This is a genomic window from Pseudomonas citronellolis (assembly GCF_001586155.1).
GTDB classification, from domain to species: domain Bacteria; phylum Pseudomonadota; class Gammaproteobacteria; order Pseudomonadales; family Pseudomonadaceae; genus Pseudomonas; species Pseudomonas citronellolis.
The window spans coordinates 182,555-197,653 of sequence record NZ_CP014158.1; the positions used below are offsets into that span (position 1 = coordinate 182,555).

Below are 15,099 nucleotides of genomic sequence, written 5' to 3' on the forward strand. Positions count from 1 at the left end.
CTGGTGAAAGGCCGCTAGATTGAGCGGCCTTTCTGCTTTTCCAGGCCCGGATCGGCGAACAGCAGTTCCCGATACAGACCGGCCCAGCGCCGTCCCATGGTCTCGGCGGTGAACAGTTCCTCGTAGCGCGCCTCGGCCTTCCTGCCCATCTCGGCTGCGCTCTCCGGGTGCTCCCATATCCAGCGCATCGCCTCGCGGAACGCCTTCGGCTCGCTGGGCGGCACCACCAGCCCCGTCACCCCCTGGATATTGATGTAGCTGGTGCCCGTCCCGATCTCGCTGGAAATCATCGGCTTGCCGTACATCGCGCCTTCCAGCAGGGAGATGCCGAACGCCTCCGAACGTAGGTGCGAAGGAAACACGATGGCGCGGCTCAGTTGCAGCAGCGCCACCTTGTCCACCTCGCTGACCCGCCCCAGGAAGCGCACGTGGCCCTCCACCCCAAGGGCGGCGGCCTGCGCCTTCAACTCAGCTTCCAGCGGCCCGGCGCCGACCACCACCAGCGGGTAGCCGGTCCCCTGGATCGCTTCCAGCAGGATGTGCAGGCCCTTGTAGTAGCGCATTACCCCGACGAACAGGAAGAAACCCTCTCCCACCCGCTGGCGCCAGCCGTCCAGGCAGTTCGCATCGGGCTGTGGATAACCCGTCTTGTCCAGCCCGTAGGGAATCACTTCGGTCTTGCCCGGGAAGCGCCGCAACACCTCGCTGGTGGCCAGGTAGTTGGGCGAGGCTGCCACTATGCGGTCGGCGCAGCCGAGGAAGCCGTTCATCAGCGGCTGGTACAGCTTGAGCAGATGGCGCTGGCGGACGATGTCCGAGTGGTAGGTCACCACCATCGGCTTGCGCACCCCGGAGAGGAAATGCACCAGGTCCATGAACGGCCAGGGGAAGTGGAAATTGATGATGTCGGCCTCGGCGGCCAGGGTACGGAAGCGCGGCAGCACGCTGTAGGAGAAGCCCGTCGAAGCCAACTGCAGGTCCAGGCGCGCACGGTGCACCCGGTGTCCATCGACCTCCAACAGCGCCGGCTCGGGATTGGCGCTCAAGGTGAGCACCTCGTTCTCGATGCCGTGGGCCTCGCCGCTGCGGCAGAGCTGGTTGATCACCTGTTCGATCCCGCCCACGGAGTCGGGCAGGTAGGTCTTGAAGAAATGTAGAACGCGCATTCAGCCTCCCATGGCCTGGCGATAGGCCTCGACGGTGGCGCGGGCGCACGCCTGCCAGCTGAAAGCCCCGGCGCGGTCCAGCCCCAGGCGCCGCAGACGTGCCCATTCGCTCCCGTCCTCCAGCAGCCGCTGGATGGCATCGGCCATGCCCTGCTCATCCTGCGGCTCGACGAAACAGCCGGCCTCGCCGGCCACTTCCGGTAGTGACGAGGTGCACGCCAGCACCGTCGGCACGCCGCTGGCCATGGCCTCCAGCACCGGCAGCCCAAAGCCCTCATAGAGCGACGGGAACAACAGCAGGCGCGCGCCGGCCAGCACGCACGCCAGGACATCGTCGTCCAGATAGCCGAGCAGGCGCACCTGGCCGCCGGCCAACGCCGCGGTCAACTCTGCGTCCAACTGTTCCTGGCGCCAGCCGGCCATGCCGGCGATCAGTAGCGGATAGCGCTCGCGCAGTGCCGGCGGCAACAGGGCATGGGCGCGCAGGGCCTGCTGCAGGTTCTTGCGCGGTTCCAGCGTGCCTACGCAGATCAGGTAGCCCCTGGCTTCCAGAGCCAGTGGCGCCAGTACAGTTCGCAGCTGTTCCGCCGTGCGTGGCCGGAAGCGCGGCGCACACCCCAGGGGCGCGACCATCACCCGCTCCGCCGGCAGGCCGAAATACGCACGCAGCTCCTCGCCGACGAAGTGCGAATCCACCAGGATGCGCCCGGCCCGGGTCACGCCTTCTCCGACACGCCGCTCGATCTCCGCCAGGCGGTCACGCGGCTGGGTCTGGGGATAACGCACGTGGGTCAGGTCATGCACCGTCATGACCATGGGGCCCTCGAACGCCAGCGGCCACAGGCTCGGTTCGTGATACAGCTGCACATCCCGCTCGCGCAGGCCCCGGTCGAAGCGCTGCTGCTCCAGCCAACGGCGGATCCGGTAGGCGCCCGGCACCCGCCTGGCCGCGGCACTCCAGCGCGAATAGCCCGGCAACGCCGCCTGCGGCAGCGCCTGCGACCAGCCCCAGCCATGGAAATAGTCCAGACCCACGCCGGGCTGCTCGCCCAGGGCCTGCGCCAGTGCCGCCACGTATTGGCCGATGCCGGTGCGCGGGGCCTGGAGGATGCGGGTGTTAAGCGCAATTCGCATCGACTCGTCCAGCCTGGGTGACGGGCAGCGGCGCAACATCCCGCATCGTGCGTTCGAGCAACTGCAGGCTGGCCTCGCGCCAGCCGATCCAGCGCCATTGCGCCAGCGAGCCCGACGCCGGGAAGCGCCCGCCGGCCTCGTAGGCCTCCACCAGCCGGGCCAGGCTCGCCGGGTCGTCCAGGTCGAAGTAGGCCATGAAGTCCTGGCCGATCTCGCGGAACACGGGGATATCGCTGGCCATCACCGGCAAGCCACGCTGCATGGCCTCCACCAGCGGCAGGCCGAAGCCCTCGGAGTGGGAGGGAAACACCAGCGCGCGCGCCTTGGCGTAGGCGTATTCCAGGCCCGTATCGTCGAGCCGGTTGAACATGAACAACTGGCGATTCAGGCGCGGATGACGGTGGATGGCGCCAATGAGGTCCTCGCTCTTCCAGCCGATCTTGCCGATGATGCACAGGCGCGCCTGCGAGCCCGCGGCCCAGAGCTGCTCGAAGGCCCTGAGCAGATAGGCGTGATTCTTTCGCGGCTCGATGGTGCTGACCATGAGATAGACCGGCGCACCGGACTCGAACACCTTCACCAGCGCCGGATCGGGCTTCTGCTCCTTCTCCACCTGGTCCAGCTCGGAACCCAGGTAGAAATGGTCGAACAGGCGCTTCTGCGCCTCTTCCGCCCCCAAGCGGCGGACTACCTCGGCCCGGACCTCGTCGCGGATGGTTTCGGAGATGGCGATGAAACCATCGGCGGTGCGCACGACCCAGTCGAACCAGCGGTCGAACACCCGGGTCAGCCCGGCATCGCAGAACTGCGAGTGTGTCAGCGGGATCAGATCGTAGATGACGGACACGATGCGGATTCCCTGTGCCTTCATGCTTTCGGCCAGCGCGTAGAAGTCCACGTGCCAGGACGAGTCGAGCATCAGGAACACGTCGCCCGGGCGGATTTCCAGCGGCACCGAGCGCTGCCGGACCATACCCAGGCGGCGCTCGAGCCACAGCAGCGTGCGCAGCGGCAGCGTCATGCTCAGGCTGCCCAGCTTCCAGCCCCAGAACAGCGCGCGCCTGGGCGTACCATCGGCAGCCAGGCCCAGCTTGCCCACCAACCAGGAGTGCAAGCCCCAGAAGCGCAGCCTGGCGTGGTCGAAGCCGTGGATCAGGCGGCGCATCAGGTTCGGCTTGCCGGATACCCTGGGCGGGATCAGCTCCAGGACCTGCTTGAGCTGCCCGTCCTGCATGATCACCGGGATGCATTCGACATCGCCCTGGCGCCCCTCGAGGTGCTGGACGACGCTGCGCACGACGCGCTGAATGCCCGAGTTCAGGTCCGGATGCTCGTAGACATAGGTACATTCGATCAGCAGGCGTTTCACGACAGGCTCCGGTCCGGAATGGGGGCTGCGGCTCGTTCGACCTCCAACTGGGCGCCGAGCCAGGAATAGCCGATGAAGTTCTCCCGGGTGCTGTTGACCACGTGGAAGATCATGGCGCAGTCGGTCCACTCGTAATTGCCGTCCAGGTGGGAGTCCAGGCGCGAGATGCTCAGCGACACCGAGTAGTTGCCGGTGCCCAGGCGTACGGGGAAGGCGTAGCGGTAGATCACTCGCTCGCCTGCCTTGAGATGCTCCTGCGCCTGTTCCAGGCGATGGGAGTTGATGCCGTACATGGCTTGGCCGAGACGGTCCTTGAGCATGAAGCCGAGGACCAGACGGTCGATGTCGGCCTCGACCCGCACCGTCACCTCCAGCACCACTTCCTGGCCGACCTCGACCACCTCGATGGACCGGCCCTGGGCGTCGAGCAGGCGCACCGACTCCATCACCGCCTCGCCGCTGCCGGAGATGGTGCGCGCCTTGCCATGGGCCAGCATCTCTTGGCGGACCATCTGGTTGAGGCCGTTGCCCATACGCGCGTGGTAGTAGTCCATGACCATTTCCGGGTCGCCCTGCTTGGCCACCCGGCCGAACTCCAGCAGCACCGCGCGATCGCAGATGGACTGGATGGCGAAGCGGTCGTGGGAGACGATCAGCAGCGTGGTGCCGTCGCGGCGGAAGCTGCGGATGCGCTCGAAGCTCTTGTGCTGGAAGTAGGCATCGCCCACCGACAGCGCCTCGTCGACGATCAGCACGTCGGGCCTGCGTGCGGTGGCGACGCTGAACGCCAGGCGCATCTGCATGCCGCTGGAGTAGGTGCGCACCGGCTGGTCGATGGCTTCACCGATCTCGGCGAAAGCCTCGATCGACGGCATCAGCGCCTCGATTTCCTCACGCTGCAGACCCAATAGCTGCGAGGCCATGTAGACGTTCTGGCGACCGGTGAACTCGGGGTGGAAACCCATTCCCAACTCAAGCAGCGCCGAGACCAGCCCACCGACCTCGCAGTGCCCGGTGGTGGGCGCGGTGGTGCCGGTGATGATCTTCAACAGCGTGCTTTTGCCCGCGCCGTTGGAGCCGACGATGCCCACGGCCTCGCCCGGCTGGATCTCCAGGTCGATGTCCTGCAGCACCCAGCGCTGCTGGTGCCGCGGCTGGCCGCCAATGCTCAGCCATTCGCGCAGGCGCGCCCAGCGCGAGGGGTATTGCCGGTAGGCCTTGCCCAGGTGATGTATGCGGATCTGTCCCATCAGAGTTCGTCCACCATTTCGCCCGAGCGTCGGCGGAAAAGCGCCAGCGCCAGGCCGCACAACAGGATGCCGGCGACGGCCAGCGGGAGCAGCTGCGCCCAGTCGGGCCAGCGGCCGTAGAGGAACAGGTTCTGGTAGGACTGGATCAGCGCCGTCATGGGGTTGAGCTGGATCGCGTGGCGGATCGGCTCCGGCAGGATGGCCAGCGGGTAGACGATGGGGGTGAACCAGAACCAGAACTGCACGACTATCCCGAACATCTGCCCGACGTCGCGGAAGAACACGTTGAGCAGGCCCAGCAACATGCCCAGCCCCACCGCGAACATCAGCTGCAACAGCAGCAGCAGCGGGAAAGCCAGCAGGGCGACGCCCGGCAGGCGCCCGGTGATCAGCAGGAAGCCGCAGAACAGGCCGAAGATGATCGAGAAGTTGAGCAGCGAGTTGAGCAGGCTCACCAGCGGCAGGCAGATGCGCGGGAAGCTGAGCTTCTTCAGCAGGTTGGAATTGTCCAGGAACATGGTGAGGCTGCGCGACACCACCTCGGAGAACAGGCCCCAGGTCAGCAGGCCGGAACACAGGAAGACGCTGTAGGCCAGCCTGTCGTCCACCCCGGGCAGGCGCGTGCGCATCACCTCGGAAAAGATCACCGTGTAGACCAGGATCATCGCCAGCGGGTTGAGCACCGTCCAGGCCACCCCCAGCAACGAACCCCGATAACGCGTTTCGAACTCGCGCCTGACGCTGCCGAGGATGAACCCCCGGTAGTGCCAGGCGCCTTTCAACATGCTCAGCGACATCAGACGACCCTGCCGTAGACATCCTCGAAACGGACGATATCGTCCTCGCCCAGGTATTCCCCGCTCTGCACCTCGATCATCACCAGGTCGATGACACCGGGGTTTTCCAGCCGATGCTTGTGGCCGGCGGGGATGTAGGTGGACTCGTTGCTATTGACCAGCCGGACCGACTCGCCGTTGGTCACCTTGGCCATGCCCTGCACCACGACCCAGTGTTCGCTGCGGTGGTGGTGCATCTGCAGCGACAACGAGGCATTGGGCTTGACCACGATACGCTTGATCTTGAAGCGCGACCCTTCCTCCAGGACCGTGTAGGTGCCCCAGGGGCGGTTCACGGTGCGGTGCAGCCGGTAGGCCTGGTTTTCGCTGTCCTTGAGCTGCTTGACCACCTTGCGCACGTCCTGGGCGCGGTCGGAGCGGGCGACCAGGATGGCGTCCGCGGTCTCGACGATGACCAGCCCCTCCACCCCTACGGTGGCGATCAGGCGCCCCTCGCTCTGCACGAAGTTGTCGCGGCTGTCGACGAAGATGGCGCTGCCGGCGGCGCGGTTGTTCTGCGCATCCGGCTCCACCAGCGCGCTCAGCGCGCCCCAGGAGCCGATGTCGCTCCAGTCGAAGGTCGCCGGTACCACCGCCACCCGCTCCGAGCGCTCCATCAGCGCGTAGTCGATGGATATGTCCTCCAGCACGCCGAAATGTTCCGCGGGAAGCTCCTGCTGCAGGAAGCTGCCCACCTCGTCGGGTTGGCTGGCCATCTGACACTCGATTGCCTTGGCCAACAGCTCCGGCGCGTGTCGTTCCAGTTCGCCGAGGCAGGTGCCGACGGTGAAGCAGAACATCCCCGAGTTCCATAGGAAACCGCCAGTGCTGACGAAGCCTTGGGCTGTAGCCAGGTCCGGCTTCTCGACGAAGCGCCTGACCCGGCTGCCGCCCCGCTCGTCGATGGCGTCGCCCATCTCGATGTAGCCGAAGCCGGTTTCCGGCGTCGTGGGCACTACGCCGAAGGTCACCAGGAATCCCTCTTGCGCCAGGGCACTGGCGTGTTCTACGGCGCGGGCGAACGCCTCGGTATCGCGGATCAGATGGTCGGCCGGCATCACCAGCATGGTCGCCTGGTCGCCGTGCCGGGCACGCAGGGCGAGCGCCGCCACGGCAATCGCCGGCGCCGTGTTGCGGCCCATGGGTTCGAGGATGAAATGTCCACGCTGGTCGAGCTTGGCGGCCTGGAAATGGTCCTTGCTGTGGAAGAAGTAGTCCCGGTTGGTCACCGTCACGATGTCGCCGTCGGCGGCGAGCACCCCGGCCGCCCGCCGGTAGGTCTTCTGCAGCAGCGACTGGCCATCGGGCATCGCCATGAAGGGCTTGGGAGCGCCTTCGCGGGAGACCGGCCACAGGCGCGTGCCTGCGCCGCCGGAGAGAATCACGGGAATCAGCATGGGTTACTCCTTGCCAACCCGGCGCAGGTCGGCGTCAACCATCATGTGGATGAGGGATTCCAGACTGGTCTTCGGGCTCCAGCCCAGCACGCGCTCGGCCTTGGCAGGGTTGCCGAGCAGCACATCGACTTCCGCGGGGCGGAAGAAGGCTGGGTCGATCACCACGTGGTCCTGGTACTTCAGGCCGACATGGTCGAAGGCGATGCGGCACATTTCCCGCACCGTGGTGGTCACGCCAGTGGCCACCACGTAATCGTCCGGCTTGTCCTGCTGCAGCATCAGCCACATGGCCTCGACGTAGTCGCCGGCGAAGCCCCAGTCGCGCTTGGCGTCGATGTTGCCCAGGCGCAGTTCGTCCTGCTTGCCGAGCTTGATCCGCGCTACCGCGTCGGTGACTTTACGGGTCACGAACTCGATTCCGCGCAGCGGCGATTCGTGGTTGAAGAGGATGCCGCTGGAGGTGTGCAGGCCGAAGCTCTCGCGGTAGTTCACCGTGATCCAGTGGCCGTACAGCTTGGCCACGCCATAGGGGCTGCGCGGGTAGAAGGGTGTGTTCTCGTCCTGCCGCTCGGCCTGGATCAGACCGAACATCTCGCTGGTGGAGGCCTGGTAGAAGCGTGTCTGCGGGCTGAACTGGCGGATCGCCTCGAGCAGGTGGGTGACCCCCAGGCCATCGACCACGCCGGTGGTGATCGGCTGGTCCCAGGAACTGCCGACGAAGCTCTGCGCCCCCAGATTGTAGATCTCGTCGGGCCGGCTCTTGATCACCGCACGCTGGATCGACGAGGCATCGGCCAGGTCGCCGTCCAGGTACGCCAGCTCGGACTCTATGCCCAGCTCGCGCAAGCGCCAGCGGGTATCGGTACTTCGGCGAGCCACCAATCCGTGGACCTTGTAGCCTTTTTCGAGAAGCAGTCTGGCGAGATAAGCGCCGTCCTGACCGGTAACGCCGGTAATCAGTGCAGATCTTGTCATTCTTGTAACACCCGTGATTCCCAGTCCGACAGAATCGTCGTCAGGGTTTGTCTTATCGTTATGTTCGGCATCCAGCCCGTCGCCTCGTGCAGCTTCCGATAGCTACCGCACACTCGGCGTTGTTCCGCCCGCCTCATGCGGGTGAGGTCCTGAATCAGTTCGATGTCGATATCCGCCAGGTCGGCCAGTTCCAGGATGAGTTCGCGGATCTTCCGCTCCCGTCCGGAGCAGACGTTGTAGACCTCGCCGCCCTCGCCCCTGTCCAGCAGGGCGAAATACGCGTCCAGCACATCCTGCACATCCAGGAAGTCCCGGGTAACGTCCACGTCGCCCACCTCCAGCCGGCGGGCCTGCAGGCCCTGGCGCATCCTGGCGATCTGGCGCGCCGCGCTGGCCAGTACGAAGGCGTCCTTCTGGCCCGCGCCGACGTGGTTGAACGGGCGCGCCACCAGGCAGCGCCAACCTTCGGTGTAGCCCCACTGGCGACACAGCAGCTCGGCGGACACCTTGCTCACCGCGTAGGGGTTGCGCGGCCTCGGTTGCAATTGCTCGTCGATGGGCAGGTTGGCCTCTTCCACCTGCCCGTAGACATCGCCCGAGCTGACATACAGGAAACTGCCCCCGAAGCCGGCACGCTGCAGCGCCTGGAGCAGGTTGAGCGTGCCCAGCAGGTTGACCTCGAAGGTCGCCGCGGGGTTGCGGAAGGCCTCCGGCACGAAGGTCTGCCCGGCCAGGTGAATGACGGCATCCGGCACCTCCTGCGCCAGCACCGCGTCCAGCGATGGCGGGCTCAGCAGGTCGAAGGGCGCATCCCCGACGAGGCGCCACGCGACGTCGCCACCTTCGGCGAGGCGGGCGCGCAGATGGCTCCCGACGAAGCCCCCCAATCCGGTTACGAACAGTTTCCTGGTCAATGCGTCCCCCCTTGTCTGTATGTTGTCGGGACCGTGCAAAGGGCTTGTGACGATGCACACAGATAGCGGCGAGCTCCCGTAGGCGCCCGTCACCCGCCCTCATCCCTCCTGTCGTGCTCCCAGTACCTTTTCGACCTCTTGCTCACGACGCCCATGTAGCCAATCGTTGGCGAGGCGCTTACCACGCTCGCGAAGGGGAACCTCCAGCAACCGGTAGTTCAGCTCTGCGCACACTAGGGTCAGTACCCCCGCAGTGAAAACGAACGAATAAAAGAAGTCGTCGCCGAACCCTGAGCTCTCCGGGGACAACCGATGCCAGACTTCCCGGGTCGCAAAATAGGCAGGCATGTGGATCAGGTAGACAGCATAGGAGCGTGCACCGAGCCAGATCAGCGGCCTGGCCAGCGGTCCGAACAGCGCACACAGGTAATCCCGGTTGTACGATGCGCCCCAGACCAGAAGTGCCGCCAGCAATGCGATGACGCTGAGCCGCATGCCGATGATGTTCAGGACATTGGAGCCCAGCGCCAGTAGCCCACACAGTGGCACGACCACGAATAGGGCTCCCAGCCAGGCATTGTTCAGAAACTGAGGAGCGAACAACTGATAGGACTGGTGACGCGACCAGATCGCTATCAGAACCCCCAGGCACAAAGCGTCGATACGCGTACATACCAGGAGCATGTGATAGCCGTCCCGTGGGGAGAGCAACTGAACAACTGCAACAGCTGCCACTAGGAGCACCAGGCGTTTGCGCAACAGCAGGTAAAGGAACGGAAACACCAGGTAGAACTGCTCTTCCAGAGACAGGCTCCAGTAGTGACTGCTCGCGCCATACTCGAAATGCCCGAACGAGGCCGCCAGACGGAAGTTGGCGACCTGGAGCACAGCCGCCATGGTTGGTTCGGCATTAGCTCGCACGCTGCCGAAGGCGGCCGACTGGTTGAAGCACACTGCCGCCATCAGTATCAGCACCAGCCACAGCCAGGCAGCCGGCAATAGTCGCCAGGCACGACGAATCCAAAAGACGATGGCAAGCTGCAGGGCCTCATGCCGAGTGGCCGCCCCTTCCATACGCGGAATCAGATCGCGAGCGATCACGAAGCCGGAGATGGCGAAGAACAGGTCTACCCCTGAAGCTCCCCCGAAATAGCTGAAGAACAGGGCTAGTCCAGGTGAGCTCCATGTGAACAGGTTCTGGTTGGTGTGGAGAACAGCCACGAATAACACGGCTATCCCGCGCAGCAGTTCAATATCGGCAATTTTCTTATTGTTCATCCTGCGCCGGCTCTATGGTTTGCGTGCAATGATCACCTGGCTCTTGGGCATCACCTCGTCCAGGGCAGCCTTGACCTTCTCCCCCTGGGGCAGTGAAAGCAGTGTGCTCCAGGTTCGGTCCCACTGCTCCAGCAGCGGGTGCCAGGGCGGGGATAGGGTCGGCTGGCCGCTGGCCCAGTAGAAGAACCACCATAGCGTCCGGTAGAAGCCGTAGGTCGTACGCCGCTCCACCTCCAGCCCGGCTTCGCGCACCAGCGTCTCGAAGCGCTCGCGCTCGAAGATGTGGATATGGTTCGGCTGCTGGAAGTAGCTATCCGGGGCGATGCCCTGCTGCGCCTTTTCGCCGAACGCATCCGGCACTGTGAGCAGGAACAGCGAACCGGGGCGCGCCACCCGTACCAGCTCGGCGAGGAAGCGTGCGGGGTCCTCGACGTGCTCCAACACCTCCATGGCGATGACGCGATTGACCCGGCCGTCCTCCAGTGGGATCGGATTGGCGTCCGTCACCAGCGGATGCACCGCCCGTGCGGCTGTCTCGCGAACCCGGGCCACGGCCGTATCGACGCTCGACTGATTGATGTCGGCGACGAAGATTTCCGCCCCCTGCCGCCCCGCGAAGAGCGTGAAACCGCCATCGCCACAGCCGATGTCCAGCACCGAATCGTCGGCGCCGATCGGGAAGCCCTCGATCAGCTCGCCGGTGTCGTTCCTGAACCAGCCACTCAGGGACATGTCGACCAGGCCCACCGGCACGGATGCCTCGGCTGCCTCGTTCGGCCTTTCCGGGGCTGGCGGAGCCGACAGCGCCACAGCCGCATCCGGTGCCTGTAGCAGTTTCTTCAAACGGTGCAGCATGGGTGCTCCTTGTGAATTCGTTGCCAGACCGGCAGCACACGCGGTGACGGAGCCGGACATGAAGAACAGGGCGGCACGGAAGCTCCCGAGGCGAGTCCGGGAATGCCGGATACGTCACAACTCGCCGGAGCGCCGCTTACGTATTCGCTCATTGAGCAACGCTCCATTCGGCGATACGGTTGCCTTCGGCCCGTGCCGCCGCCGCAGCCAGGAACGGTCGCAACCGCTCGTTCACCGCTCGCCTGGAGCAATAGTCCTCCATCCGTCGCACAGCCCTGTCGGCCATCTCCCGATACTGCTCCGGCTGCTCACGGAACAACCTGTAGGCATTGCGGTACGCCGCAACCAACGACGTCCAGTCAATCTGCTGTCGACAGGTACGTATCGCCGAACGTGGATCGTGCGGCCAGGCGGTGGCCTCCGCCCAGCTGTCCACCACGAACGCCACGTCTTCGTCGATGTAGTCGCTCATGCCGGAATGGACAGGGGCGATCGCCGGCTTGCCACAGGAGAGGAACTCCATCAGCGGCAGACATTGCCCCTCGCCGAAGGACGCGTTCACCACATAGCTAGTGGCTGTCATCAGCGCCTGATAGTCGGCATCCTCCAGGTAACCATGTACCAGCAGTACGCGGCATCGGAACGCTGGCAGGCGTGCCATGCAGCGAGCCATGGCAGTCAACGCCGAGCAATATTCACGATGGGTCAGCTTGAACAGCAGCACGGCATCGGACGTATCGGCGAACGCCGTGCAGAAGGCCGTGATCAGGTCCTGCCAGTTCTTGCGGCCATCGTAGGGATTGAACACCGTGGTGAAGACGACTCCCTCCAGTTCGAGGGCGAAAGGTGCCGGCTCGAACAGGGCTCGCTGCGGGAAGACATCCGCTGCAATCTCGGCGGGTTCACGGGAACCCTGCGCGGCCTTCGGTTGACGTCGCAGCAGCTTTCGCGAAACGGCCTTGGCCGCATTCGGCAACAGATCCTGCAGGACCAGCAGGTACCAAGCCGCCAAGTAACGGCGATGAATTCTCAGCCAGCCCTGCCAACCCACTCGTGATGCTGCCTCGACGGCGGCGGTGGCAATACCTTCCTCCTCATCGGGAGGCTCCTCGCCTTTGAACAGCCGGTGCCAGCGGTCAGGTTTGGCATGCAGGAACGACTGCAGGTCCAGTTTCCAGCTGTCGAAAACCACACCGTTGCCGCGTATCGATTGGCGCCCGGTCGCCATTGGCAGCGCGCGCAGCGCCGCGAAGGAATCCCATACCGGCGCCGGCACCGAGAGCATCGGGTAGGTGGCGTGCAGCACCTTGCGCGACGCCGCCACCGTCGACTGCGAGTGAGTGATCGCCTGGCCGAACTGGCGCAACATGAACGGCCAGTCCTGGGTGAAGTCGCGCAACCAGACCTCGTGGGGAATGCTGTCGAACTCCCAGGCGAACACCGGGATGGTCGGGCACTCCAGGTTCGCCTGCGTCTTGTGCGGCGGCGAGAAGCTCAGGAACACGCAGGCCTGCCCGCGTTCGCGGCTTTCCCGGTAGAGCGGGTCGACCTCCCCCCCCGGGTCGCTGACCACCACCACCTCGCCCAGTTCGCGCAGTGCCGGCAGGAACTCCTTGAGGACGAAGTAATAGCTGTACTCCGGTGCGCCGAGGCTGTTACGGATGGTGGAAGCGTTCGTTTCCGAGTAGACCAGGATCCTCATGAACCGGCCCCCACCTGAAGTGCCACAGGCTGGGCATCGGTACGTCGCGGCGCGAGGAACTGTCGCCAGTCGTCGGCCAGCCGCGTCCGGTCGCAGCGCTCCCTGGCGGCCTCCCGCGCCGCTCGCGAAAGCTGCCGGTAATGTTGCGGATTCTCTATCGCCACGGTGAATGCGCGAGCGAACACCTCGCACATCGAGGTCCAGTCGAGGCGGTGGTCACGCAAGTGCAGGCGCTTATCGGCATCCTGCACCCAGTAGGCAGGCTGCTCGGCGGAGCGGATGAGGAAGGGGTGGTCGTCCCCGATCCACTCACACAGCGCGCTGTGGCGAGGCGCCAGCACGGGCCGGCCGGCGCTCATGAACTCCTGCACGGTGAGGGCGGAGCCCTCGCTCTGCGCGGGGTGCACCAGATAATGGCTGGCCGCGACCAAGCGCGCGTACTCGGTGTCTTCCAAGTGAGCATTGACCACCACCACGCGGCACTGGAACGGCGACAGGCGCGACAGGTTGGTGAGCATCGCTATGCGTCCGGAGGACAGGTTGCTGTGGGTCAGCTTGAAAACGAGGGTGGCATCGGGCTGATCCCTGAAGGTCCAGCAGAAGGCGGTGAGCATTTCGGTCCAGTTGCGGGACGGGTCCTCGGCGCTGAGCACGCAGGTGAAAATCACCCCGTGCAGCCGTACCTTCTGTTCGATGGCCGGCAAGCAGCCATCAGGCACCTGCCGAGGCGGCGCTGGCATTGCCGCGGCAGTAGGCCGTGGCCGCAGCAGTTCGACTACGGCCTCGTTCCACCAGTCCCGCAGCAAGGTCCGGCTGATAGCCAGGCGCCGCCGCCAGGCCAGTGGTTGCGCGGCGGCAACAGGCGCTTCCTGGGTCAGCGGAGACGAGGAAGGCGGCTCGACACGGGCCAGTCCGTCCACGCACAACCCGATCGATGGGCTGTCCAGCAGTTGTCCACGGAAATCCAGCGTACGCGGGGCCAGCGAGATGCTGAGTCCTTCGTCCGGGGCCAGGGCGGCGAACCGCTCCCAGGGCTGGGCGGCGCTCACCAGGACGGGAAAATCGTTGCCCATCAACGTGCGGATGGCGTCGGCCGCCTGCTGGCTGAAGGTGATCACACCCTCGCTACGCGCCAACGGCGCTCGCCAGGTTGCAGCCTCGGGCGGCAGGTCCGCGAAGGCCCAGGGAAAGACGTAGAAACAGGGGCAGCCAGGCTCCACGGCCTGGGACAGGGGCAGCCCGAAGTGGCACAGCACCACGGGGCGGCCTGCCTCCCGGTAGTTTTGGCAAATGGCACGCAAGTCGGCATCCAGGCCCACCCCGACCGGTTCCCCGATCGCGTTCAGGACGGGCCAGATCGCTCGCTTGAGAAACTGTATCCCTTGTCCAGGTACCCCCAGAACATCGGAAGGATCCAGTCCTTCGCACAGACTCCGAACGAGAATGATCGTTTTCATCGTTGTTTTCAGCAACCTGACAGCAGAGAACCATTGTTGTTATTGAATGTTTGATGCCGAAAAATCCGGCCACGCACAGGGTCTCTTCGCTACCAGTCAGACCAAATCGCGACATCCTGCCGCAGCCTGGCAAGACTGTGTACACGCTCTAAAAAGCCATTTCGCACCGTCTAATTCAAGGCTTTTGTAGTGAAAGTGCAAATTACTGACAGATATGTCTGGCAGATAAGGCCATGGCGGAGCGTCTTCTACACAACCACAGCTAATAGTGACTGGCGAGTCATTGCGACGGACGACAACTTCCGGACTGTCGTGTGCGAATGCCGAGCGAAGGGTCGCTCCTGCCACGAATGTCGATCCCCAGCGCCGCAAGGGACCCACACAGCGACGCTGGAACGCAACAGTACAGATGATCTCGGACGTGCAGGTGTATCGATCGTCGAGTCGATACCTGTGTCTGGCGGCGGCGCCTCATCGGCTGGATGCTGTTCTTCCGCCAGGGAGAGCAGACAGATGGACCGTAACCACAGCCACCGTGTTCCGCACCTCGACATCACCCCGACGCCATGCCGCGTATCGATCAAGCGCCTCATGGCGGTGCTACGGCATTGCCTGCAAAACGCCCGCACCCGCCACCAACTCGCCCAACTCGGCGAGCGCGAGTTGGCCGACGCTGGCATCGACCGTTGCCAGCGCGCGCGGGAACTTTCGAAACCTTTCTGGCGCTGAGCGGCTGGCCGCCGGGGGCGGGCTCCGCTAGTCTGCA

13 protein-coding genes are annotated in these 15,099 nt (G+C 64.9%); 1 reads left to right on the top strand and 12 read right to left on the bottom strand.

All coding sequences use genetic code 11. The features are described from left to right. Window positions 1–14: 14 nt before the first annotated feature. The 12 genes from PcP3B5_RS00820 to PcP3B5_RS00875 all read right to left on the bottom strand — a co-directional run bounded on the left by PcP3B5_RS00820 (window position 15) and on the right by PcP3B5_RS00875 (window position 14,333). Window positions 15–1,166: a glycosyltransferase family 4 protein gene (locus PcP3B5_RS00820; RefSeq protein WP_058487855.1), complete on the bottom strand. Its 1,152-nt coding sequence runs from the start codon at window positions 1,164–1,166 to the stop codon at window positions 15–17. Beyond that, window positions 1,167–2,300 carry a glycosyltransferase family 4 protein gene (locus PcP3B5_RS00825; RefSeq protein WP_061560325.1) on the bottom strand — a complete coding sequence of 378 codons (1,134 nt, stop codon included), beginning with the start codon at window positions 2,298–2,300 and terminating at the stop codon, window positions 1,167–1,169. Then, window positions 2,284–3,669, bottom strand: a complete 1,386-nt coding sequence (locus tag PcP3B5_RS00830) for a glycosyltransferase family 4 protein (protein WP_061560326.1) — start codon at window positions 3,667–3,669, stop codon at window positions 2,284–2,286. Before PcP3B5_RS00830 ends, PcP3B5_RS00825 begins: the two co-directional genes overlap by 17 nt. Beyond that, window positions 3,666–4,919 (bottom strand): ABC transporter ATP-binding protein, encoded by a 1,254-nt coding sequence (locus tag PcP3B5_RS00835; RefSeq protein ID WP_061560327.1) that lies wholly within the window; start codon window positions 4,917–4,919, stop codon window positions 3,666–3,668. Before PcP3B5_RS00835 ends, PcP3B5_RS00830 begins: the two co-directional genes overlap by 4 nt. Then, window positions 4,919–5,716 (bottom strand): ABC transporter permease, encoded by a 798-nt coding sequence (locus PcP3B5_RS00840; RefSeq protein WP_058073081.1) that lies wholly within the window; start codon window positions 5,714–5,716, stop codon window positions 4,919–4,921. The genes PcP3B5_RS00835 and PcP3B5_RS00840 overlap by 1 nt, the downstream gene beginning before the upstream one ends. Further along, complete coding sequence (locus PcP3B5_RS00845; protein WP_043269932.1) at window positions 5,716–7,152, bottom strand: mannose-1-phosphate guanylyltransferase/mannose-6-phosphate isomerase; 1,437 nt, start codon at window positions 7,150–7,152, stop codon at window positions 5,716–5,718. Before PcP3B5_RS00845 ends, PcP3B5_RS00840 begins: the two co-directional genes overlap by 1 nt. A gap of 3 nt (window positions 7,153–7,155) precedes the next feature. Continuing rightward, window positions 7,156–8,127 (bottom strand): GDP-mannose 4,6-dehydratase, encoded by a 972-nt coding sequence (gmd, locus tag PcP3B5_RS00850; RefSeq protein WP_061560328.1) that lies wholly within the window; start codon window positions 8,125–8,127, stop codon window positions 7,156–7,158. After that, window positions 8,124–9,041 (bottom strand): GDP-mannose 4,6-dehydratase, encoded by a 918-nt coding sequence (locus tag PcP3B5_RS00855; protein ID WP_061563182.1) that lies wholly within the window; start codon window positions 9,039–9,041, stop codon window positions 8,124–8,126. The genes gmd and PcP3B5_RS00855 overlap by 4 nt, the downstream gene beginning before the upstream one ends. A 99-nt stretch (window positions 9,042–9,140) precedes the next feature. Next, entirely contained in the window at window positions 9,141–10,319 is a 1,179-nt protein-coding gene (locus PcP3B5_RS00860; RefSeq protein ID WP_061560329.1) for an acyltransferase family protein, read from the bottom strand. A 12-nt stretch (window positions 10,320–10,331) separates the two neighbouring features. Then, the gene (locus PcP3B5_RS00865) at window positions 10,332–11,174 is read right to left on the bottom strand and encodes a class I SAM-dependent methyltransferase (RefSeq protein WP_061560330.1); all 843 of its coding nucleotides are present in this window, start codon (window positions 11,172–11,174) and stop codon (window positions 10,332–10,334) included. A gap of 148 nt (window positions 11,175–11,322) precedes the next feature. Further along, complete coding sequence (locus PcP3B5_RS00870) at window positions 11,323–12,876, bottom strand: glycosyltransferase (RefSeq protein WP_061560331.1); 1,554 nt, start codon at window positions 12,874–12,876, stop codon at window positions 11,323–11,325. After that, the gene (locus PcP3B5_RS00875) at window positions 12,873–14,333 is read right to left on the bottom strand and encodes a glycosyltransferase (RefSeq protein ID WP_061560332.1); all 1,461 of its coding nucleotides are present in this window, start codon (window positions 14,331–14,333) and stop codon (window positions 12,873–12,875) included. The genes PcP3B5_RS00870 and PcP3B5_RS00875 overlap by 4 nt, the downstream gene beginning before the upstream one ends. Before the next feature lie 513 nt (window positions 14,334–14,846). Here PcP3B5_RS00875 and PcP3B5_RS31925 point away from each other — a divergent pair. Then, complete coding sequence (locus PcP3B5_RS31925) at window positions 14,847–15,062, top strand: DUF1127 domain-containing protein (RefSeq protein WP_061560333.1); 216 nt, start codon at window positions 14,847–14,849, stop codon at window positions 15,060–15,062. The last annotated feature ends 37 nt before the right edge of the window (window positions 15,063–15,099 follow it).

Bases quoted from the DNA above. Each gene is read 5' to 3' on its own strand.
- PcP3B5_RS00820 (WP_058487855.1), bottom strand. From the start codon at position 1,166: ATGCGCGTTCTACATTTCTTCAAGACCTACCTGCCCGACTCCGTGGGC.
- PcP3B5_RS00825 (WP_061560325.1), bottom strand. From the start codon at position 2,300: ATGCGAATTGCGCTTAACACCCGCATCCTCCAGGCCCCGCGCACCGGC.
- PcP3B5_RS00835 (WP_061560327.1), bottom strand. From the start codon at position 4,919: ATGGGACAGATCCGCATACATCACCTGGGCAAGGCCTACCGGCAATAC.
- PcP3B5_RS00840 (WP_058073081.1), bottom strand. From the start codon at position 5,716: ATGTCGCTGAGCATGTTGAAAGGCGCCTGGCACTACCGGGGGTTCATC.
- PcP3B5_RS00845 (WP_043269932.1), bottom strand. From the start codon at position 7,152: ATGCTGATTCCCGTGATTCTCTCCGGCGGCGCAGGCACGCGCCTGTGG.
- gmd (WP_061560328.1), bottom strand. From the start codon at position 8,127: ATGACAAGATCTGCACTGATTACCGGCGTTACCGGTCAGGACGGCGCT.
- PcP3B5_RS00860 (WP_061560329.1), bottom strand. From the start codon at position 10,319: ATGAACAATAAGAAAATTGCCGATATTGAACTGCTGCGCGGGATAGCC.
- PcP3B5_RS00865 (WP_061560330.1), bottom strand. From the start codon at position 11,174: ATGCTGCACCGTTTGAAGAAACTGCTACAGGCACCGGATGCGGCTGTG.
- PcP3B5_RS00870 (WP_061560331.1), bottom strand. From the start codon at position 12,876: ATGAGGATCCTGGTCTACTCGGAAACGAACGCTTCCACCATCCGTAAC.
- PcP3B5_RS00875 (WP_061560332.1), bottom strand. From the start codon at position 14,333: ATGAAAACGATCATTCTCGTTCGGAGTCTGTGCGAAGGACTGGATCCT.
- PcP3B5_RS31925 (WP_061560333.1), top strand. From the start codon at position 14,847: ATGGACCGTAACCACAGCCACCGTGTTCCGCACCTCGACATCACCCCG.